20 protein-coding genes are annotated in these 22,179 nt (G+C 45.3%); 17 read left to right on the forward strand and 3 right to left on the reverse strand.

All coding sequences use genetic code 11. The features are described from left to right. Positions 1-18 precede the first annotated feature (18 nt). Both ACO0KV_RS04005 and ACO0KV_RS04010 read left to right on the forward strand, forming a co-directional pair. Positions 19-1,329, forward strand: a complete 1,311-nt coding sequence (locus ACO0KV_RS04005; protein WP_423040131.1) for a homoserine dehydrogenase — start codon at positions 19-21, stop codon at positions 1,327-1,329. A gap of 193 nt (positions 1,330-1,522) precedes the next feature. Continuing rightward, positions 1,523-2,767: an MFS transporter gene (locus ACO0KV_RS04010; RefSeq protein WP_423040133.1), complete on the forward strand. Its 1,245-nt coding sequence runs from the start codon at positions 1,523-1,525 to the stop codon at positions 2,765-2,767. Between the two features lie 13 nt (positions 2,768-2,780). Here the strand turns inward: ACO0KV_RS04010 and ACO0KV_RS04015 are convergent, their stop codons facing one another. Genes ACO0KV_RS04015 through ACO0KV_RS04025 form a run of 3 tightly spaced genes read right to left on the reverse strand, consistent with a single transcriptional unit; the run spans position 2,781 to position 4,887 of the window. Further along, the gene (locus ACO0KV_RS04015) at positions 2,781-3,524 is read right to left on the reverse strand and encodes an NRDE family protein (protein ID WP_423040135.1); all 744 of its coding nucleotides are present in this window, start codon (positions 3,522-3,524) and stop codon (positions 2,781-2,783) included. Continuing rightward, positions 3,515-3,802 carry a DUF4936 family protein gene (locus tag ACO0KV_RS04020; protein WP_423040137.1) on the reverse strand — a complete coding sequence of 96 codons (288 nt, stop codon included), beginning with the start codon at positions 3,800-3,802 and terminating at the stop codon, positions 3,515-3,517. The genes ACO0KV_RS04015 and ACO0KV_RS04020 overlap by 10 nt, the downstream gene beginning before the upstream one ends. Before the next feature lie 59 nt (positions 3,803-3,861). Beyond that, positions 3,862-4,887: a YgfZ/GcvT domain-containing protein gene (locus ACO0KV_RS04025; RefSeq protein ID WP_423040139.1), complete on the reverse strand. Its 1,026-nt coding sequence runs from the start codon at positions 4,885-4,887 to the stop codon at positions 3,862-3,864. A gap of 515 nt (positions 4,888-5,402) precedes the next feature. On the opposite strand from ACO0KV_RS04025, the gene mltG reads away from it, so the two are divergent. The 15 genes from mltG to ACO0KV_RS04100 all read left to right on the forward strand — a co-directional run bounded on the left by mltG (position 5,403) and on the right by ACO0KV_RS04100 (position 22,056). Beyond that, positions 5,403-6,389 carry an endolytic transglycosylase MltG gene (gene mltG, locus ACO0KV_RS04030; RefSeq protein ID WP_423040141.1) on the forward strand — a complete coding sequence of 329 codons (987 nt, stop codon included), beginning with the start codon at positions 5,403-5,405 and terminating at the stop codon, positions 6,387-6,389. 23 nt (positions 6,390-6,412) lie between these two features. Continuing rightward, entirely contained in the window at positions 6,413-7,057 is a 645-nt protein-coding gene (gene tmk, locus ACO0KV_RS04035) for a dTMP kinase (RefSeq protein ID WP_423040144.1), read from the forward strand. Next, complete coding sequence (gene holB / locus ACO0KV_RS04040) at positions 7,057-8,091, forward strand: DNA polymerase III subunit delta' (protein ID WP_423040146.1); 1,035 nt, start codon at positions 7,057-7,059, stop codon at positions 8,089-8,091. The genes tmk and holB overlap by 1 nt, the downstream gene beginning before the upstream one ends. A gap of 17 nt (positions 8,092-8,108) precedes the next feature. Further along, the gene (locus ACO0KV_RS04045) at positions 8,109-8,489 is read left to right on the forward strand and encodes a PilZ domain-containing protein (RefSeq protein WP_423040148.1); all 381 of its coding nucleotides are present in this window, start codon (positions 8,109-8,111) and stop codon (positions 8,487-8,489) included. Positions 8,490-8,495: 6 nt separating this feature from the next. Then, positions 8,496-8,999: a GNAT family N-acetyltransferase gene (locus ACO0KV_RS04050; RefSeq protein ID WP_423040150.1), complete on the forward strand. Its 504-nt coding sequence runs from the start codon at positions 8,496-8,498 to the stop codon at positions 8,997-8,999. A 180-nt stretch (positions 9,000-9,179) separates the two neighbouring features. After that, on the forward strand, positions 9,180-10,106 hold the full coding sequence (locus ACO0KV_RS04055) for a 23S rRNA (adenine(2030)-N(6))-methyltransferase RlmJ (RefSeq protein WP_423040152.1): 927 nt from the start codon (positions 9,180-9,182) through the stop codon (positions 10,104-10,106). A gap of 352 nt (positions 10,107-10,458) precedes the next feature. Then, positions 10,459-12,111: a 3-(methylthio)propionyl-CoA ligase gene (locus tag ACO0KV_RS04060; RefSeq protein WP_423040154.1), complete on the forward strand. Its 1,653-nt coding sequence runs from the start codon at positions 10,459-10,461 to the stop codon at positions 12,109-12,111. 200 nt (positions 12,112-12,311) lie between these two features. Beyond that, a complete protein-coding gene (locus tag ACO0KV_RS04065; protein ID WP_423040156.1) occupies positions 12,312-13,547 on the forward strand; it encodes a branched-chain amino acid ABC transporter substrate-binding protein in 1,236 nt (411 codons plus the stop codon). A 205-nt stretch (positions 13,548-13,752) separates the two neighbouring features. Continuing rightward, a complete protein-coding gene (locus tag ACO0KV_RS04070; RefSeq protein WP_423040158.1) occupies positions 13,753-14,700 on the forward strand; it encodes a branched-chain amino acid ABC transporter permease in 948 nt (315 codons plus the stop codon). 3 nt (positions 14,701-14,703) lie between these two features. Next, entirely contained in the window at positions 14,704-15,990 is a 1,287-nt protein-coding gene (locus tag ACO0KV_RS04075) for a branched-chain amino acid ABC transporter permease (protein ID WP_423040160.1), read from the forward strand. Beyond that, on the forward strand, positions 15,987-16,754 hold the full coding sequence (locus ACO0KV_RS04080) for an ABC transporter ATP-binding protein (RefSeq protein WP_423040162.1): 768 nt from the start codon (positions 15,987-15,989) through the stop codon (positions 16,752-16,754). The genes ACO0KV_RS04075 and ACO0KV_RS04080 overlap by 4 nt, the downstream gene beginning before the upstream one ends. Next, the gene (locus ACO0KV_RS04085) at positions 16,751-17,464 is read left to right on the forward strand and encodes an ABC transporter ATP-binding protein (RefSeq protein ID WP_423040163.1); all 714 of its coding nucleotides are present in this window, start codon (positions 16,751-16,753) and stop codon (positions 17,462-17,464) included. Before ACO0KV_RS04080 ends, ACO0KV_RS04085 begins: the two co-directional genes overlap by 4 nt. Before the next feature lie 308 nt (positions 17,465-17,772). Continuing rightward, on the forward strand, positions 17,773-19,851 hold the full coding sequence (locus ACO0KV_RS04090; protein WP_423040164.1) for a 3-hydroxyacyl-CoA dehydrogenase NAD-binding domain-containing protein: 2,079 nt from the start codon (positions 17,773-17,775) through the stop codon (positions 19,849-19,851). Between the two features lie 222 nt (positions 19,852-20,073). Then, entirely contained in the window at positions 20,074-20,757 is a 684-nt protein-coding gene (locus ACO0KV_RS04095; protein WP_423040166.1) for a GAF domain-containing protein, read from the forward strand. Between the two features lie 48 nt (positions 20,758-20,805). Continuing rightward, positions 20,806-22,056: a voltage-gated chloride channel family protein gene (locus ACO0KV_RS04100; protein ID WP_423040168.1), complete on the forward strand. Its 1,251-nt coding sequence runs from the start codon at positions 20,806-20,808 to the stop codon at positions 22,054-22,056. Positions 22,057-22,179: the final 123 nt, after the last annotated feature.

The raw sequence follows: 22,179 nt of genomic DNA on the forward strand, positions 1-22,179 counted from the left end.
TTTTACTGTTTAAAAGATATGAAACCAATCAAAGTAGGTCTGTTAGGCATAGGCACTGTCGGTACCGGCACCTTCAATGTATTAAAGCGGAATCAGGAAGAGATTATTCGCCGCGCCGGACGCCCGATTGAGATTGTGATGGTCGCAGCCCGAAATGTAGAGCGTGCACGCGGTATCGTTGGCGATGCCGTCGACGTGGTGAGCGATCCGATGCTGGTCGTTAATCACCCTGATATTGACATCGTTGTTGAAGTGATCGGTGGCTGTGGTATTGCTAAAGATCTGGTGTTGCAGGCGATCGCGAATGGCAAACATGTCATTACAGCCAACAAGGCACTGCTGGCAATTCATGGTAATGAAGTATTCTCTGCCGCCCTCGATAAAGGTGTGATGGTGGCGTTTGAGGCGGCTGTTGCCGGTGGCATTCCTATTATTAAGGCGTTACGTGAGGGGTTGACTGCAAATCGTATTGAATGGATCGCCGGGATCATCAATGGTACGACTAATTTCATTTTGTCGGAAATGCGCGATAAGGGTCTAGATTTTGCGACTGTGTTAAAACAAGCGCAGGAGTTGGGGTATGCTGAGGCTGATCCAACATTTGACATCGAAGGTGTTGATGCGGGTCATAAAGCAACAATCATGGCGTCGATTGCCTTCGGTGTGCCAATGCAGTTTGATAAGGCTCATGTTGAGGGTATTACAAAATTAGAAGCCAATGACATTCGCTACGCTGAAGAGCTCGGGTATCGCATCAAGTTGCTGGGTATTGCCAAGCGCACCGTCGATGGAATTGAACTTCGCATCCATCCGACATTGATTCCGGCTAAGCGACTCATCGCGAATGTTGAAGGCGCGATGAATGCGGTGTTGGTTCAGGGCGACGCAGTAGGGGCGACGTTGTATTATGGTAAAGGTGCAGGCTCTGAGCCAACAGCTTCCGCAGTGATTGCTGATCTGGTCGATATCACTCGACTAGCGACCGCCGATCCTGAGCATCGTGTACCGCATTTGGCATTCCAGCCCGGTTCTATCAGTGATTTACCGATTTTGCCGATGTCAGAGATAGTTACAAGTTATTATCTGCGCATGCATGTCGAAGACAGGCCGGGCGTATTAGCCGATGTAACCCGTATCTTGGCTGATTTAAATATCTCTATTGATGCGATGCTGCAAAAAGAACCTGGTGATGGTGAAACCCGTACTGATATCATTATTTTGACTCATCAGACGAAAGAGAAAAATATTGTTGCCGCCATAGAGAAGATTGAAGGTTTGCCAGCAATTTTTGGACAGGTAACAAAGTTACGTCTAGAAGAATTAAGCTAATTTATTGCATCGATTTAGCTCAAGGTATTAGATCAGTGGTTTATGTTGATATCCACGGAACCGATCTCTACACATAGTTATCGCAAGAAAACAAAAAAAGCGCGTTCATGGAATAATGAATGCGCTTTTTTTATACCCACTTATTTTTTTCTGCCGTTTGGCGATAGCAGCATTCCTTTGAAGGCATTTGGCAATGACTCAGTTGACGTTTTCACGTTTATTAGCTTACGGCCTGCTTGCTTTTCCGCTGGCGTTTGTCGCATTGCCCATTTACGTCTATGTCCCACAGTTTTATGCTGAACGTTTTGGCATCTCCTTAAGTTATATCGGAAGTGCGCTATTGATCTCGCGTGTTGCGGATGCTTTTTTTGATCCCTATATTGGCGGGTTGATTGACAAGCGTCCACAAGGGCAGGGTTATGCACGCTATATCATTTACGCAATCCCCCTTTTAATTGTGGGTTTTGGTGCACTATTTCATCCGCCTGAACTCAAAGGCGTGATGATTTTTATCTGGTTTTTCGTATCATTGGTTATCGTGTATGCGGGATTTAGTTTGGCAAGCATTGCATACCAGTCTTGGGGCGCTGCGCTGACACAATTACCCGGACAGCGATTGCGCCTGACTTCGGTCCGTGAGTGCTGCGGCTTGTTCGGTGTGTTAAGTGCAGCATTAATGGGGCAGCTTTTAAATTTTACGTGGCTTACTTGGATGCTGACGATTGGCCTTATTGTGGGGGTAGCTTGTTTGTTGCGATGGACGCCTGTAATCCGACATCAAAAGATGTCGGAGGGGCCTTCGTTGCGTTGGGTTGTGATGTTTGCCAATCCAGTATTTCGTAGTTTATTTGTTGTATTTGTTTTCAACGGTATTGCGGCAGCGATACCTGCTACCTTATTTTTGTTTTTCACGAAAGACCAACTTCATCTTGAGACTCAATCAGGCTATTTACTCCTGATTTACTTTCTTGCTGCGGCTTTTTCTATGCCTTTCTGGACGTTGGTTGCTAAACGTACTTCTGAGCGTGATGCATGGTTGCTCTCCATGTTAATGACAATCATCAGTTTTATTTGGGTTTTTAATTTGCAGGCCGATGCATTGATTGGCTTTAGTGCTATATGTGTGTTGACCGGATTTTCGTTGGGTGCAGATTTGGCGCTACCACCCGCATTGCTTGCTGCAGTAATACATCGTGCTGGACATAGCGAACGCTATGAGGGGAGTTATTTTGGTGTATGGAGTTGGGCCGGTAAAATGAATCTGGCGTTAGCTGCCGGATTGTCATTGCCATTGCTCGATGCATTAGGTTACCAACCCGGAACCACATCGCAAAGTGGCCTCCACGCATTGAGCTATGCGTATGCAATTCTTCCATGTGGATTGAAATGCGTTGCTGCTTGGCTTCTTTGGCGTTCGCCAATCAGAACAGTCAATTAATCGCAGGGTTGTTCTATCGAAGAATTTTTTCTTCAAACTCAGCAGGATGATGCGCATGAATTTTGAGTAATGTGGAAACGCGAGTTCCATATCCTTCGGATATGATGCAAGGCGAAGAGAGCAAACGTTCCATTTCAAAAGAAACGCCAGTGTCTGGTAGACGACAATCTGGCGCTTGGGTTGTATTTGCAAGCATCTCAAAGAAGGCATCTTCTGGCGCGAGCTGACAAATTAAACTGGCAAATTCTGCCTTGGTTCGAACGACTTTATGCCAGCAGGTATCGAGTGCCGCATTTGAGACGCCATAAATACCAGGTGCCAGCGGAACACCATTTTTAGGGTTATCCAGATGGCGGTTGGAATACCAGATTAAATCATGTTGGTCGCCGACCAGTAAATTAAATCCGTTGTAATCGTCTACTTGCCCTTTGAGTTCGTTGACGTAATCTTGTGCCGACAAATCAGAGCGCAAATAGTTTGCTACTAATTCTCCACGAGACGGTGCATCTTCCCGTTTTTCTGAGGGTGCGCGAACGTTAGTAATTGCAGCAAATTTTTTAGCTGGTGAGCCATCTCGAGTACTTTGAATGCCCAGCCAAGTGCCGCCTGATTGCAGATCTCGCCCTGCATAAATCTGTGGAGCATCTGACCACCATGCTGCGGGACTTGCTGGGCGGTCATAAAATTCATCTCGGTTTGCAGCAACTACTAATGGACTGCAAGGGAGTAATTTCCAGGCAAAGACAATCAGGCACATACATCTACATTCAAAAAATATTCTATATGACGTTCACTGTACTGCAAATTTAGCAACGTCGTTTGGGATATCGCTACGTCGAGCAATTCCTTGAAATTGTGCGGTACGTTTTTATAAGTCTCCATCCACGTATGCAGCCCATCGGTCGCTTTAGGGCGCCTCTCGAGCGATGTCAATATGAGTCCGACGGAGTGCAACGCCTTCAGTAATAGCTGTTCCGCTGCAATAATTGCATCTTCATTTTCTATCGTGGCTTTAAAATAAATATAGCAATTCATACGTTTTATTTCGGACCATATCTCTGAAATTCAAGATGGAGCGTTTGGAAATACCTTATTTAGCGTGTGATATCGGTAATTTCGTACGGTAATGGAAGGAGTTGCACCAATGGTCCGTCCACGGCACCACAGTGTACGCCACCGTGTTCTTGATCTGCCAGACTCATTTCTACGAGCGCTAGACTATTGTTATCATCGATACTTGCGACGTTGACAATCATGCCGCAGGGTTGTTCAGGATTATCCTCTTTGAATAGTTCTATACTCTCAGTCAATCCGCTTGCTTGGATAGTGGCCAGCGCCATCCGGCGCTTCAGCTTTCCGAGATATTGGCTGCGTGCGACGATCTCTTGTCCTGGGTAGCAGCCTTTTCTGAAATTGACGCCGCCGATCAGTTCAAAGTTAATCATTTGAGGCACAAATTTTTCTTGTGTCCGAGCTGTGACGCAAGGAATGCCTGCTTTTATTTCAGCAAGTTGCCAATCCCTCGGATTGGTCGGCTGGAGCGTCTCAGTCAGTTTTTTCCAGATGTGCTCGGCTTGTTGTTTAGGGCATATCCACTGGTATCTGTCTGCCTGATGTTCTGAATGAAAACGAATCAGCGTGCCATAGCCATTACTGATGGTCGTATTTTCTGCCGACGGTAATTCTGGGAACCACGCAGAAATAGCAGCGATCGACTGCGCTCCACCAATGGCAAAAGTGACCTGTGATTTACTCATGTCAGCGATCTTCACTTTTGCTCTTAGAACAAACATGCTTAACCTTTTTTGAATCGTCGGCAGCAGTTCGTTTGGAAGCTGAACGACAATACCTTCGTCCGTTTTCCAATACAGTAAACTTGCCAACATACGACCTTTTGCTGTGCAATACGCTGCGCGGCGTGCAACCTCGGAGGTGAGGTGTTCAACATCGTTGCTTAGTTGGTTATGTAAAAACGTTGCTGCATCTTCACCTGTAACAAGCATAAGGCCACCTTGTGCTAGCGCAGTGACGTAGCCAGTTTCAAAAAAAGGCATATTCCATACTGAGGGCAGACCATTCAGTGACTCTACAAATCCTGGCATTTGATCTTGTTCAATCATTACTTGTGACATAGCTTGAGAAACTTTCTATTCATACGACTTACACAATGTCGCCTCGAGGGTAGCGTCACCCGCGCTACAGTGACGCGCAACGGAGGGATACTTATGCATAAGCCCCTATTTAACTTCCTTGGCTTAAGCTTATAGCAAATATTCATTGTTCGCTTGCTCTGAAAATAAGCAATTAACTCTGAACTACTACAATATTTAGTCAACGAGGACGGTGTTTTGCCTAAGTCCTTTAATTTAGTGACGTGATGGCCTTACAATAGGCGACTCACATCGCATGATGTGAATTATAGTAGCGACTGAATAAATTCGCTGATTCCTATTTTGCAATATTGTCTAAATATATCATTTACTTGATAAACTACGCATTATCTAATGAAAGATCAAATAGCTACGTCGCTGATGACAATCTGATGAACAAGGGCTGAAAGATTTTGTTAGCGCGACATCTTTCACTCATATCAAATAATCCCCCAAACCTAAAAAACAAAAAAACACCTTAGGCTATGAGTCTGATTAGAAATTTTATTATATTGTTAGTCTTATTCGCCATTGCGAGTATCAGCGGCCTCTTCTATTGGGCAGGTCAGCCAATGGACACGGATGGCAAACCAGTTGATTTCACGATTAAGCCAGGGAGCAGCGTCCGAAGTGCAAGCCGGCAGATTCAGGAGGCTGGAGTGCCTGCTCCGGCATTTTTTTTCGAGCTATTGGCGCGTGCAACGGGGAAAGCTAACAAATTAAAGGCTGGTTCCTACGAGCTTTTACCCGAGAAGACGCCATATCAATTGCTGGATAAAATTGTGAACGGCGAATTTTCGCAGGGGGCAGTAGTCGTTATTGAAGGGTGGACCTTTGCGCAAATGCGAAAGGCCGTTGATAGCAATCCCGATATCAAGCATGATACAAAACTTCTGTCAGATGCCGAATTAATGAAGAAAATCAACTCGGAAAAAAATACGCCCGAAGGTCTTTTTTTTCCGGATACTTATTTATTTCCGAAGGGTAGTAGCGATTTACAGGTGTTTCAGCAAGCCTATGTTGCTCAAGTGAAAAAATTGAATGAGGCATGGCAAAGTCGCGCTGAAGGTCTACCATATAAAAATAGCTACGAAGCGCTAATTATGGCCTCAATTATCGAAAAAGAAACTGGACAAAAAGCAGAGCGTTCGATGATTTCTGCGGTTTTTACGAATCGTTTGAGGACTGGTATGTTGCTACAAACAGATCCGACCGTAATTTATGGACTGGGCGAACGCTATCAAGGAAAAATTCACAAAAAGGATTTGTTGGCGGATACACCTTACAACACATACACTCGCGCCGGCTTACCCCCGACACCGATTGCGTTGCCGGGACTTGCCTCCTTGATGGCCGCGTTAAATCCTGCAAAAAGCGATGCGCTCTATTTTGTGGCTCGAGGTGACGGTACAAGCGTTTTCTCAGATAATCTGAATGATCACAATCGCGCAGTAAATAAGTATCAACGCTAAAAGAGTATTGAACAAAGATAAGTATGAAACCTACAGCAAAATTTATCAGCTTTGAAGGCATTGACGGCGCCGGAAAATCAACTCACATCGCCTATGTTGCTCAACGTTTGCAGGCGGCTTTGGTAGCGCATCAGGTACAAGTAGTTTGTTCTCGTGAACCTGGTGGAACGCCACTTGGTGAAACCTTGCGCGAAGTCCTGTTGCAACAGAAAATGCATCTGGAAACTGAAGCGCTGTTAATGTTTGCAGTTCGCCGAGAACACATAGCACAACTGATCGAACCAGCATTGTCGCGTGGTGACTGGGTTATTTCTGATCGCTTCACTGACGCAAGCTTCGCCTACCAAGGAGGAGGGCGTCACCTGTCAATCGAGAAGTTGAGTATTTTGGAGCAATGGGTGCATCCTCATCTGCAACCTGATCTGACATTGTTATTTGACGTGCCACTGGACGTAGCGAGAGCACGCCTCGATGCAACCCGACAACTGGATAAATTCGAGCGAGAAAAAGCAGAATTTTTCTTTGATACTCGCACTGAGTATTTAAGGCGTGCCGCTGAATTTCCTCAACGTTTTCGGATTATTGATTCGACGCAAAGTATTGAGATCATTCGTAAAGAACTTGATGTGTTGATCGATGAATTGCTAACCAACGCATTGGCATCGTGATGAGTAATCCTTTATTTGCCTGGCAAACTTCAGCATGGGATTATTTTCAGTCACTGCGTGATCGTATGCCTCATGCCTTTTTACTATATGGCCCGCAGGGAATAGGTAAATCACTTTTTGCAGAACACATGGCGCAATCGCTGTTATGTGAGCGACCTGATGCGCATGGACATGCGTGTCAGGCTTGTGGGTCCTGCGGTTGGTTTTTACAATACAGCCATCCTGACTACCGTCGGGTGCGTCCCGAACTGCTTGATGAAGAGGATGCTTCCTCCGTAGAGGCAGATGTTGAGGCAGCAACGAAAACAAGTAAGGCAAGTAAGGCACCATCAAAAGAAATTGTGATTAATCAGATCCGTGGTCTTTCCGATTTCATGAATATATCAACGCACCGCCAAGGTCGCCGGGTCATCGTGCTATATCCTGCTGAAGCATTGAATATTCCAGCCGCAAACGCACTGTTAAAGTCCCTCGAAGAACCTAGTGCTAATACTGTTTTTATTTTGGTCAGCAATAGTCTGGACAAGCTGCTGCCAACGATTTTGTCACGGTGTCATAAATTTGCGCTCGCGATGCCAGAACGTGATCAGGCGCTTGCCTGGTTGCAGGCACAGGGGGTAAAAGACCCCGATGTATGGCTTGCGCAGCAGGGCGGCGCACCACTGGCTGCTTTAGATATGTCTCAATCGGATAATCGCGGTGAGTTGGATGATTTTCTGCGCCAGTTGAGTAAGCCTAGTGCAGATGCTAGCCTTAAATTGGCGGATAAAATGCAGAAAATGGAAATAATAACGACCGTCGCATGGATGCAGCGTTGGTTATACGATCTATTTTCTTATAAACAAGCAGCAAGAATCCGGTATTATCCTCGCTATGAACGAGAAATAAAGGCATTAGCTGTTCGTGTTGATATGAATTCTTTGTTGAGAATTATTAAAAATACGAATGAGCGTCAGGCAATTGCGAGTCATCCATTGTCGGCCAAGTTATTTTTAGAAGATATGTTGCTAGAGTATTCTGCACTCTTTGCATAACCCCGCGGAAACACAAAATGTCCGATTTATCATCAGATTCAGGTATCACTAATGCACCAAATCGTCCGTCGGTTTTATCGTTGGCGATTAAAGAAAAAGCAGCCTTGTTTGCTGCCTATATGCCATATTTAAAGAATGGCGGTATTTTTGTCCCAACCAACAAGAGTTATCGTTTGGGTGAGGAGATTTATCTGATTCTCACGTTACTTGATGATCCTGCTAAATATCCTATCGCGGGTAAAGTTGCTTGGATTACGCCAGCTGGTGCAGGTAATAATAAAACACAGGGTATTGGAGTGCATTTTCCCGACGACGAAAGCGGTAAGCGCATACGTTTAAGGGTTGAAGAAGCACTGGGAACTGCATTGCGCTCTAGCAGGGCAACACATACAATTTAAGATACAATGGCACACGATTTTTCTTACCGAATCGCTAGATTCGACGACTTACCACAAATTGTTGCAATTTATAATTCAACAATCGCATCCCGTCAGGTTACTGCAGACACTGAGCCTGTTTCCGTTGAATCAAGACACGCTTGGTTTAATGAGCACACACCGGAGCGTCGACCGCTTTGGGTGAGCGAATCTAATGGTAAAATCACGGGTTGGCTGTCCTTTTCTAATTTTTATGGTCGTCCTGCCTATGCTGGCACCGCAGAATTATCCATTTATCTGCACGAGGATGCGCGTGGACAGGGGCTGGGTCGGCGATTCCTGACGCTGGCCATTGAACATGCGCCAAAAATTGGAGTGCATACCTTGTTGGGTTTTATTTTTGGTCATAACACCCCAAGTCTCAAGTTATTCGAAGCATTCGATTTTACAACGTGGGCAAACATGCCTCGTGTTGCCACATTGGATGGCATCGAGCGGGATTTAATTATCCTCGGGAAACGCATCGATTAAGTTTGATTTATACATAATAAGAAATAGGTTGCTCATCAGCGCTATTATTATGTGAAGACAGCGAGGCAAGAAGCCTGCCATCCTGTTCCACAGTTGTGCCTGATGCTCTCTATGGATCTTTACCATTATTTTGGCAACTTGCGATGGCAAGTTGCCTTTCATTTTTATAGGAATTTCATCATGCTCAGCTATCGCCATGGCTTCCATGCCGGCAATCACGCCGACGTGCTCAAACACTTTGTGCTAATTCAGTTGTTGCAGTACATGAATCAAAAAGATGCTGCATACACTTACGTGGACACGCACTCGGGTGCAGGCTTGTATTCGCTTGATAGTGGCTATGCAAGTAAAAATGCTGAATTTGAAACGGGTATTGCACCTTTGTGGGATAAAAAGGATCTGCCTCCCGCGCTTGCGGAATATCTCGATTTGGTCAAAGCGTTGAATCCAAGCGGTAAGATGCGTTATTACCCAGGTTCGCCTTACTGTGCAGATAAAATAATGCGGGACCAGGATCGCTTACGCTTGTTTGAGTTGCATTCAAGTGAAATTAAAATTCTGAGTGAAAACTTCAGGAAGTTGGATGCACATGCGGCGGAGCAGGGGCAACGTCCTACCGTACGTGGTAAAAGAGTCATCATTTCTGATGCTGATGGTTTTGAGAGTCTGAAAGCACTTTTGCCGCCACCATCGCGCCGTGGGTTGGTCTTGATTGATCCACCATATGAAGTCAAAGATGATTACCGTCGTGTGAAAGTCGCTCTTGAGGACGCTCTTAAACGTTTCCCGACAGGAACGTATGCGGTTTGGTATCCGGTATTAAATCGACAAGAATCACGACAATTACCTGAGAAGCTAAAACGTCTCCCGAGCAAAGATTGGTTGAATGTAACTTTGTCGATCAGTGGTCCGACGCCGGATGGATTTGGTTTGTGTAGCAGTGGTATGTTTATTTTAAATCCACCATGGACGTTGATGGCGACCTTGAAAGAGGTAATGCCGTATCTCGTCGCCGCACTCGGAACAGATAAAGATGCGAACTTTATTCTTGAATCTGGTGCACCAGTGACTGGTGCAGGCACTAATTTAAGACCTAAACGTGTATAAATAGTTTTGTTTATTTGCATCATTAATATCAGATGCACAACATAAGGGCCAAACGTAATCAATATCGTTTGGCCCTTATTTTTTACCTTTATTTTGTTCGTGTGTGACAAATAAGAGAACTTTCTTTAATGTTTTTTGCGCAACGCAGCAGATTGAAGATCCTTGAATTACCTACGAATTGTTAGTTAATAGTTGAAATTTGCAGTGTAAATGATGCGTCGCGGTAGAAATAGTGATTGACGAATTAGAACGGTCGTACAAAAATCGACTAACTACTCTAATTTAGCGGTTGGGTTGGCTATAGAGCAACACAAGTAAATCATTTCTTCAAGTAAATATTTAAGGAGCGCACATGTCAGGTTATGCAATGAGTCCGGTGTTAGGTCAGATGATGAACAAACCTATGCTGATCTCCAGCATTATTGAACATGCAGATCGCTATTTTGGCAAAAATGAAATTGTATCTCGTCGTGTTGAAGGTGATATACATCGGTATAACTATTCAGAATGTCATCGACGCGCAAAACGTTTAGCGAATGCATTAAAAAAATTAGAAATCAAGCTGGGCGACAGAATTGCAACGCTTGCTTGGAACGGCTATCGCCACTTGGAAATATATTATGCTGTCTCAGGTTCTGGCGCCGTGCTGCATACAGTCAATCCTCGTCTACATCCAGAGCAGATTGAGTACATTGTCAATCACGCTGACGATCAATATCTGTTCTTTGATATCACCTTCTTGCCCATCATTCAGGCGATTGCTCCTCATTGTCCGAACGTCAAGGCGTTTATTATGATGTGTGACCATGATCGTTTGCCATCTGACAGTGGTATAAAGAATCTTTGGTGCTATGAAGATTTAATTGCAGAGAATTCTGACGAATTTGTCTGGCCTGAGTTTGACGAGAACGCCGCTTCCAGTTTGTGCTACACCTCCGGCACAACAGGTCATCCTAAAGGTGCGCTGTATTCTCATCGTTCAACGATCTTGCATTCTTATGCTTCTGCATTGCCTGATGGTCTGAATGTTTCTGCTCGTGATTCTATCTTGCCGGTTGTGCCAATGTTTCATGTGAACGCATGGGGGTTGCCATATTCTGCTCCATTGACCGGCGCGAAATTAGTTTTTCCTGGTCCTCATCTTGATGGTAAGTCACTCTATGAATTGTTTGAGCAAGAAAAGGTGACATTCTCCGCAGGTGTTCCAACGGTCTGGTTGGGTCTACTGACTTATGTGGCACAAAACAATTTGAAATTTTCCAGTTTTAAACGCACTGTGATTGGTGGTTCAGCCTGTCCACCAGCAATGATGCGTACCCTGCGCCGGACCTACGGCGTTGAAGTCGTCCATGCGTGGGGCATGACAGAAATGTCGCCGCTAGGTACCGCTAGTACGCTGCTATCTCGGCACAGTGACCTGAGTGAAGATGAGAAAGAAGTAATCCTGGCAAAGCAGGGCCATGTACTTTACGGCGTCGACATGAAAATTGTCGATGATGCTGGCAATGAGTTGCCATGGGATGGGAAGACTTATGGTAATTTGTTAGTGAAGGGGCCATGGATCATTGCCTCGTATTACAAAGCTGAAGGTGGTGATGTGCTTCAAGATGGCTGGTTCCCAACTGGTGACGTTGCGACGATTGATACTGATGGGTATATGCAGATTACTGACCGCAGCAAGGATGTGATTAAGTCCGGCGGCGAGTGGATCGGTTCGATAGATCTTGAAAATGTAGCCGTATCCCACCCAGCCGTATTACAAGCAGCTTGTATTGGTGTATTCCATCCTAAATGGGATGAGCGTCCACTGTTGTTAGTCGTCAAAAAGCCAGGTGCTGAGGTGTCAAAAGAGGAGCTTCTTGCGTATTTTGAGGGTAGAGTTGCCAAATGGTGGACGCCTGATGACATCGTCTTTATCGAGGCGTTGCCGGTTGGTGCCACTGGAAAAATTTTAAAAAATAAATTAAGAGATCAGTTTAAAGATCATCAGTTACCAACGGCATAAGCAGTTTCGTTGCACATGTAATGAGAGCGGCCCCAGTCAGACACGTTTTTTCTGGCGCCATTTTTTCAGACATTCAATGCGAAGGACCAGTCAGAAATTCAAAAAAAAAGTTATTCCAACAGGTCAGCATCATTTTAGGTTTCAAGTAGTTCGGTAGGGTAAGTACAGATTTCCACAAAAAAATAATTGGAGAGAGACAAATGAAATTCCCACTACGTGCATCCGTCGTTGCAGTCGCCTTTACTATCGTTGCTCCGCTTGCTGGGGCAGAGACTATCAAAATTGCTTACATTGATCCTTTATCTGGTCCATTTGCGCCAGTTGGACAAAATATTCTGAACTCGTTTCAATTCATCGCAGCCAAAGCCAACGCCGAGAAATGGGCAGGCAACAATACCTTTGAAGTCGATGGGTTTGATAATAAAGGCAGCCCTCAGGAGTCACTGAATGTCTTGAAAGCAGTTATTGATAAGGGGTACCGTTATATTACACAAGGCAATGGTTCAGGGGTGGGGCTTGCATTATTGGATGCGGTCAATAAATACAATGAGCGCAATCCTGGAAAAGAAATCGTATTTTTGAATCATGCTGCAGTCGATCCAGATATGACCAATAGCAAGTGTAGCTTCTGGCACTTCAGGTTTGATGCCAATTCAGACATGAAGATGGAAGCACTGACCAGCTATCTTGCAAACGATAAAAATATCAAAAAAGTCTACATCATTGGTCAAAATTACTCATTTGGTCACCAGGTCACAAGAGCAGCTAAAGAATATCTTGGCAGAAAGCGGCCTGATATTCAGATCGTCGGGGATGACTTGCATCCGATTGGCCAGGTAAAAGATTTTTCTCCGTATATAGCAAAGATTAAGGCGTCTGGCGCAGATACTGTTATCACCGGTAACTGGGGCGCTGATTTAGCTTTGCTCATCAAGGCAGCTAAAGATGCAGATCTGAAGGCGAACTTCTTCACCTATTACGGATCAACGACTGGTGTACCAACAGCCATGGGCGCTGCGGGTATGGATAAAGTGAAATACGTCGCCTATTGGAATACCAATAACGAAGGGTTTGTTGGTAAAGATATCGTTCAGGGATTTAAGACCAAGTACAAGGACGATTATTATTCCATGGCAACTTATTCCATTTTGACTGCGATGGCACAGGCGGTAAAGCAAACGAAATCAGTGGATCCGGTCAAAGTTGCTTTTGCACTCGAAGGTGCTAACTTTAAGAGCCTCAATGGTGACGTGAGCATGCGTAAAATGGATCACCAGTTGCAGCAACCGCTATACATCGCTACCTGGGTTAAAACAAATGGTAAAGATGTGTTGTTTGATCAGGAAAATACGGGCTTGGGTTGGAGAACGGACGTGAAGATTGATTCTTACGTTGCATCTCAACCTTCGTCTTGCCAAATGAAGAGACCTGGATAATTTTTCAAAGAGTGGCTCTGATCGGTTCAGATGCTGCTCTTTTTTATTTTTAAAATTAGTACGGTCGTGCATTTGTTTTCTTCATAGGGCGTTTGCGAAAGTTTTGTTTCTAGTAAGTCTATTTTCGGCAGCATGAACATAAAGTGTAGCGTGCACATTGCCAGGAAACTGACGCAAATGTCCTGACAAAAAAGGAATATTCATTTTGGAATTTACACTGATTACCTTGCTCAATGGTGTGAGCTATGGTTTGTTATTATTCATGCTCTCTTCTGGTCTGACGCTGATCTTTAGCATGATGGGTGTGCTTAACTTTGCGCATGCCAGTTTTTATATGATCGGTGCCTACTTTGCAGCCATGCTGAGTGCTCATTTCGGATTTTGGACTGCGCTCGTTGCGGCACCCTTGCTGGTTGGTGTCCTTGGAGCGTTAGTGGAGCGCTATGGACTCAGGACCGTTCATAAATATGGGCATATTCCCGAACTGCTATTTACCTTTGGACTTTCGTATGTGATTGTTGAAGTTGTCCAGTTGATTTGGGGCAGGGCAAGCATTCCTTATCCAATTCCCGCGAGTCTCGATGGGCCCCTATTCACGCTCTACACCACGACATTCCCCATCTATCGCGGATTTATTATGTTGGTGGCAGTAGCAATGCTGATTTCAATCTACCTCTTGCTGACCAAAACAAGAATAGGACTGATTATTCAGGCAGCACTGACTCACCCAGATGCTGTAGAAGCACTGGGTCACAATGTCCCACGGGTCTTTATGCTTGTGTTTGGTGGTGGTTGTGCGTTAGCCGGCCTTGCTGGTGTCGTAGGCGGCAATGCCTTTGTGACGGAACCCGGCATGGCGGCAACACTAGGAAGCATTATCTTTGTTGTGGTCGTTGTTGGCGGGATGGGTTCGCTAGCAGGCGCATTTGTGGCTTCGCTGCTGATTGGCATTTTGCAGACGTTTGCAGTTGCGTTGGACTATTCTTTATCGACTGTTTTACAGATGGTTGGTGTTGTAATGAATGTCAGTTCTCCGCTTTACGCGTTGTTTAGTTTAACTATTTCACAAATTGCCCCCGTGATGCCGTATTTCTTGCTGGTATTGATTCTGATATTCAGACCGCGTGGCTTGTTAGGAACGAGGGAGGGATAAGGAATGAAAACCAATCAAATTGTAAACCGATCATCTGCGAGCAGATGGGTAACTTGGTCAGCGTTTGCTGTTTTGCTGATCATTGCTCCAAAAATTTTTCATCAGGGCGCGTCCTTATCCTTGCTATCGCAGATAGGCACATTGATGATTTTTGGGCTGTCGTTCAATATGCTGCTAGGACAGGGAGGGATGCTTTCTTTTGGCCATGCAGTATATTCAGGCTTAGGTGCATTTTTTGCCATTCATGCGATGAACCTCGCTGCTGATGGAAGCTTTTCTATTCCAGTAACCCTGATTCCACTGGTTGGCGGAATAGCAGGTATGTTTTTTGGCGTTCTTTTTGGTTATGTGACGACAAAAAAATCCGGCACCACTTTTTCCATGATTACGCTTGGTATGGTTGAGTTGGTGTTTGCATCATCGTTGATGTTCCCTAAATTCTTTGGGGGTGAGGGTGGTATTTCGACTAATCGTGTTATCGGTAAGGCATTCTTTGGGATTACCTATGGGCCGCAGATAGAAGTCTATTATCTGATTGCATTCTGGTTGTTCATTTGCACCATTGCGATGTTTGCTTTTACGCATACGCCACTGGGTCGGATGATTAATGCGGTCAGAGATAATCCTGAACGGGCAGAGTTTATTGGTTACGACACCCAATGGGTACGCTATCTGACGCTAATTTTGTCGGCATTTTTCGCTGGTATCGCTGGTGGATTATCGGCGATCAATTTTGAAATCGTTACGGCTGAAAATGTCAGTGCGATACGTTCCGGTGCGGTTCTGCTCTTTAGTTTTATTGGCGGTATTGGGTACTTTTTTGGCCCGTTGATCGGCGCAGTCGTTGGCGTATTTCTGACCGTGATGTTGTCGGACTTTACTAAAGCGTGGCAATTATATCTGGGGATATTTTTTATTCTGATCGTGATGTATGCGCCAGGTGGATTAGCAGGTATTTGGGTGGCTAACTATCGTATGGTTAAGTTTGGAAAGCTGCGCCAGATTTGGCCTTCGCTCTGGAAAATGATTTTATCTGGTTTGCTCATTTTTTCAGGATTGGTGTTATCGATTGAAATGCTTTATCGACGCTCTCTCGGTTTGGATCAAGGGCCAGAGGTCACTCTCTTTGGTATAGCGTTTAATTGTCTGGCCAATAGTTCGTGGCTCATTGCGGGCGCACTTTGCCTTGCAGGAATTGGAATTTTTTCTGTGTCTAGGGCTGCTTTTACGTCTGTATGGAACAGCGCAGTCTCTGAGATCGAGTCAGCCATTTTAAAGGGATACGAATGAGTCAGTTTTCGCTTGAATTAAAAGATGTCCGTAAAAGCTTCGGTTCAGCAGAGATTATTCGTGGCGCGAATTTGCAAGTAACAAAAGGTGAGCGAGTCGCCATCATCGGTCCAAATGGCGCTGGTAAATCTACGTTGTTTAATTTGATTTCTGGCCGATTTGGCATTAGTTCCGGAGATATTTTACTTAATGATGCGAGTATTAGAGGGCTGCAACCCTATGAAATTAATCGTCGGGGGTTGTCTCGTAGCTTCCAGATTACGAATATCTTTCACCGTCTTAGTGTCTACGAAAACCTGCGTTGTGCAGTCTTATGGTCGCTTGGCTACCAATATTCTTTCTGGCATCGACTCAATGGTCTTAAGGATGTGCACGAAAGAGCCTTGGCAATTATGGAAGAGATCGGGCTCTACGCACGGAGGGATGTAACTGCTGGTTTGCTCACTTATGCCGAACAGCGTGCGCTGGAAATCGGTATTACGGTAGCAGGTGGCGCCGAAGTAATTTTGTTAGACGAACCTACTGCGGGGATGAGTCGCTCAGAGTCTGACGCAGCGGTTGAGTTGATTCGGAAAATGACGGTCAACAAGACCTTACTAATGGTGGAACATGATATGAGTGTGGTGTTTGGATTGGCAGATAAAATCGCCGTTGTGGTGTACGGAGAGGTGATCGCTTGTGATACTCCTCAGAATATTCGTCACAACCAAGCGGTAAAAGATGCCTATCTCGGTGGGCATGCACCGGTGGAGAATGCAGCATGACTATCCTTCTCGATGTCCAGGATTTGCATGCCTTTTATGGTAAGAGTCATGTTTTGCATGGCGTCAACCTGCAAGTACATGATAAAGAAATTGTCAGTTTGCTGGGGCGCAACGGTGTTGGTCGCTCTACGACCGTTAAGGCGATCATGGGGCAGGTGCAGACACAAGGTTCAATCCGATTTAAGTCTGAACAGATCGCCGGCTTGAAAGCTTATCAAGTGGCGTATAAAGGGATTGGTTATGTTCCAGAGAATCGCGATATCTTCCCGACGCTAACTGTTGAGCAAAATCTGCTCTTAGGGGAAAAGTCTGGGCGCGACAAGTCTTTGCCTTCACGTTGGTCAATTGATGATATGTATCAGATGTTTCCACGCCTGAGAGAACGTCGCAATACCATGGCTGGTGTGATGTCGGGCGGCGAGCAGCAGATGCTAACCCTGTGCCGAACGCTGATGGGCGACCCTGATCTGATCATGATTGATGAGCCGACAGAAGGTTTGGCGCCAATGATCGTGCAATTGGTGGCGGATTATTTGGAAGAATTACGCCGGAGGGGTATTTCCGTGCTGTTGGTAGAGCAAAAACTGGCGATTGCTTTGCAAATCTCGCAGCGGGTCTACGTGATGGGGCATGGCAGCATTGTTTTTGAAGGCACACCAGAGGAATTGATGGCCAATACTAAAATACGGCAGGAATGGCTGGAGGTATAGTCCATTTTTTGTCTAAGGAGAACGTCGTAAGGCTAATTCAGCTTGCGATGTTTATCAATGGCAAAGCTACATGGTGATCGCTTTCAGCGACATTGTTGGGTAAGTTTTCATTATTTACCCACTTTTTTCAAATAAAATAATACGATCGTACTATTTTTAGGTTATAGTAAAACTTGATGTGGAAACTCCACCTCGTCGTGATTGCTATGACAATACGCAGCTACACACAATGCAACGTAATGATCTGACACCGATCAGTGAATAAACTAACTAAGTAGTTCAATCGTAATCAAACCTTAGGAAGAGACATGAGCGCAGAATACAAAGCAGAGGGTAATATAGCTTTCATTACCCTAAATAATCCACCGGTCAATGGATTAGGTTTTGCCACCAGACATGCCATTGTTGAAGGCATGAAGCTGGCGTTAAACGACAGTGCCATTACCGCTATTATCATTACTGGTGCAGGGAAAGCTTTCTCTGGTGGTGCTGATATTAAAGAATTTAACTCACCGAAAGCCTTCGCTGAGCCTAGCTTACATACTGTGATCAATGTCATTGAGTCCTCAGAAAAGCCGGTGATCGCTGCGATTCATAGCGTTTGCATGGGCGGTGGACTTGAGTTGGCGCTTGGCTGTCACTACCGCGTTGCGAGCGCTGGAGCGCAAATCGCATTGCCAGAAGTTAAATTGGGTATTTTGCCTGGCGCTGGCGGTACCCAGCGCTTACCTCGAGTCGTTGGCCTCGAGTTGGCGCTCAATATGATCGTATCAGGAACGCCAATTGCGTCCGAGAAACTGGCAAAGACAGCCTTGTTTAACGAGATCGCTGAAGGTGATTTGATGCAAGCGGCGACAGCTTTTGCAAATAAAGTAGCTAGCGTACGTCCATTACCAAAAGTGCGTGACATCAAGATTGATTATCCGAACTACGAAGCCTTTTTGCAATTCTCACGTAACACAGTACGCGCTATGTCTGGACCGTTCCCAGCGCCGTTAAAATGCGTTGAGGCTGTTGCCGCTTCGGTGACGAAGAAATTCGATGACGGCATGAAAATTGAGCGCGAGTTGTTCCTTGAGCTGGTTCAGTCAACCGAATCCAAAGCACTGCGTCACGCTTTTTTTGGTGAGCGTGCAGCAAGCAAATTACCGGATGTACCTGACGATACGCCAGTACGCCCAGTCAAGTTAGTTGCTGTGATCGGTGCTGGTACGATGGGCGGCGGAATTGCGATGAACTTTGCTAATGCGGGTATCCCTGTCAAAATTCTGGAAATGAAACAGGAAGCGTTAGACAAAGGTCTGGCGACAATTCGTAAAAATTACGAAAATACCTTCAAAAAAGGCAAACTGACGCAAGAAAAATTTGAGCAGCGCGTGTCGTTAATCACTGGCACATTGTCTTATGAAGAAATCGGACAGGCAGATTTAGTTATTGAGGCTGTATTTGAAGACATGGGTGTGAAGGAGCAAGTTTTCAAAAAGCTTGATGAAGTCATGAAGCCTGGTGCAATTCTAGCCTCCAATACATCTACCTTAGACGTTGATCAAATTGCAGACTTCACAAAACGTCCACAAGATGTCGTCGGAACACATTTCTTTAGTCCAGCTAATGTGATGAAGCTGTTAGAGATCGTACGTGGCAAAAAGACGGCGAACGATGTTCTCGCAACAGTGTTGGGTATTTCCAAGAAGATCAAAAAGACAGGTGTTGTCTCTGGTGTTTGCGACGGCTTCATTGGTAATCGCATGATTGAACAGTACAGTCGTCAGGCTGGTTTCTTGTTGGAAGAAGGTTGCACTCCTGAGCAAGTCGATAAAGCTGTTGAAAAACTTGGCTTTGCGATGGGACCATTCCGTATGGGTGATTTGGCAGGGAATGATATTGGCTGGTATATCCGTAAACGTCGTTACGTAGAAAAACCACATATTACCTACTCCAAAACTGCAGATCTGTTGTGCGAGTTGGGGCGTTTCGGTCAAAAAACAGGCGCTGGCTGGTATGACTATAAACCAGGCGATCGCAAAGCATATCCATCAGCTATCGTCAATGACATGATCGTTAAGCATTCTGCCGATCTGGGTATTGAACGCCGAAAAATTTCTGACCAGGAAATTGTCGAGCGCCTCATCTATGCGTTGGTGAATGAAGCTGCTTATATTCTAGAAGAAGGCATTGCAACTCGTGCATCAGATATCGATATGGTTTATCTGACGGGCTACGGTTTTCCACTTCATACAGGTGGTCCAATGTTCTATGCGGACACTGTTGGCTTGCCTAACGTGGTCATGGCAATGGCTAAATATGCCAAGGGTCGTCATGGAGATGCGTGGAAGCCTGCGCCACTCCTGGCAAAATTGGCAGAAGAAGGAAAAACCTTCAACTGATTCACCCAAGCATTTCACCGTTCGTTTTAACGCAGCTCAGTCTCTGAGCTGCGTTTTTTATTTCAGCCGTGTTTCCGCACGTGATCGTAGACCTCAGCATTATTGAAAGGAATGTAGGCAGGTAGCAGCACGTCATTATCTCTCACCGAACTTGGTTGCTTTTGCCTGACGGCGTACCGTGGTTCTGCTAAACTCGTTGGCATTTTTATAGTCGGATGTTTTATGTTAATTGACCAGTATATTTCTCTGAGTGGCGTTGAGCTTGTTGATTTGCCAAGCAATTTTTTTTCAGTGATTGAAGATTATCAGCGTGAACTTTCTACGATGAATGATAATTCTCATGCTGAGATTAAATGGCAATATCAAGTGCCAGAGTTGGGTGAAGGCGGATCTTGCTCGTTGTTTGATCAACTATCAGAACAACCCTATGATTTAACGGCGATATTGGGTGGGATGTCCGAATTCAACGCCAAGCTTCTGAAGCAGGTTACTGCGATTGTTGATTTTTACCAAAAATCCAGCGGTAGCCAATGGTTTGGTGTGTACCAGAAGCGTATTAACCAAGCGGGTGACACAGTCCTCGTTAAGTTGGCTTATTACGGTGCACCATCTCGCGCAGAGTTTCCTTTGACGCAAGCGTTTGCTGCGATGAGCAATAACAGCACTGTTGGCCTATCCGGTAAGGCGCGGATTATTAATGATGTTGGCCTCTATTTGTCTGCTGGTGGGGAATATTACACCTGTGATCCTAAAGTGCAATCGGAAGCCTGTTTGCCGTTATTTTCTGATGATGGCGAGCTAGTTGGTATTGTCGACTCAGAAGCTTTCGCAAAAAATGTCTTTATTGGAAATGAGTTGGCGTTACTGCTGTCAGTTGCCGTAAAGTTAGGCTCTGTTCTTCGTTAAATTTCACATTATGTCGCGCTAATATGTGCCATTGCTGATTGGGTGTAAATGGAAAATTCAGAAGATGTCGATCGCCATCTACTGGTGATGTATTTAATTAAATGGCTGCCTCTCGCTGCGATTGTTGCATTACTCGCGGGTACAGCATCTGCATTTTTTTTATTTGCACTTGAATGGGTAACGACAACACGTATCGCGCATCAAGAATTGATTTTACTGCTTCCGCTGGCTGGTTTTTTTGTCGGATGGCTATATCTCCGTTTTGGTGCGCGTGTCGAGGCAGGAAATAATTTGCTAATCGACGAAATTCATGACCCTCAAAAGGTCATTCCGTTGCGCATGGCGCCTTTGGTGCTGGCAGGAACCCTTATTTCACACCTTTTCGGCGCCTCCGTTGGACGTGAAGGAACAGCGGTCCAAATGGGCGGGGCTTTAGCGGATCAACTTACCCATCTCTTTAAATTAAAACGACAAGACCGACGAATTTTATTAATGGCAGGCATCAGTGCTGGTTTCGCTTCGGTATTTGGCACTCCTTTGGCAGGGGCAATCTTTGGGCTTGAGGTTTTGTCCGTTGGGCGTTTACGCTTTGATTCGCTTCTGCCGTGTCTTGTGGCGGCGATTGTTGCAGACAGGGTGGGGCTGTTACTAGGTGTTCACCATACCACTTATCATATTGGTGTGATTCCTGCATTTTCGTTTTCGATTTTTCTGGTAATTATTCTGGCTGGGGCAGTTTTCGGTCTCGCTGGCCGCGTATTTGCTGGCGCTACGCACCGCTTGAGTGCGTGGATGAAGGTCAAAGTACGCTACGCACCATTCCGACCACTTTTGGGTGGGGTAGTAATTGCGGCCGCAGTTTATGCGTTAGGGGCTGAGCGCTACATTGGCCTTGGAATTCCGGGGATTGTTGAGGCGTTCTTGCATCCAGTGCAAAGTGATGATTTTGTTTGGAAGGCCATATTTACTATTGCGTCTCTGGGTTCGGGTTTTAAGGGAGGGGAGGTGACGCCTCTTTTTTATATCGGCGCAACTTTAGGTAATGCCTTAGCAGCGATGTTGAATTTACCTTTTGCATTTCTTGCTGGATTAGGATTTGTCGCCGTGTTTGCAGGTGCGGCAAATACCCCAATCGCCTCGACTTTTATGGCAATAGAGCTTTTTGGTGCTGATGTAGCGGTGTTTGCTGCGGTGGCCTGTGTCATGAGTTATCTATTCTCTGGCGATACGGGTATCTATCGGGCGCAACGAAAAAAGACGGGTAAACATCGCTTTTTTAATGAGCAAGAAAAAAGTTAGCACTATCAATAGGATGCTTTCAATGGTGGTTTTAACTAAAAGTATATTTTTATTATCCCTATTGCATTAATGTTGACCATGCGAGAGCGATCTAAATTTACTTAGTTGCCTTTGGGCGTCAAA

This window comes from Undibacterium sp. RuRC25W (assembly GCF_049339825.1).
Classification (GTDB): Bacteria; Pseudomonadota; Gammaproteobacteria; order Burkholderiales; family Burkholderiaceae_D; genus Undibacterium.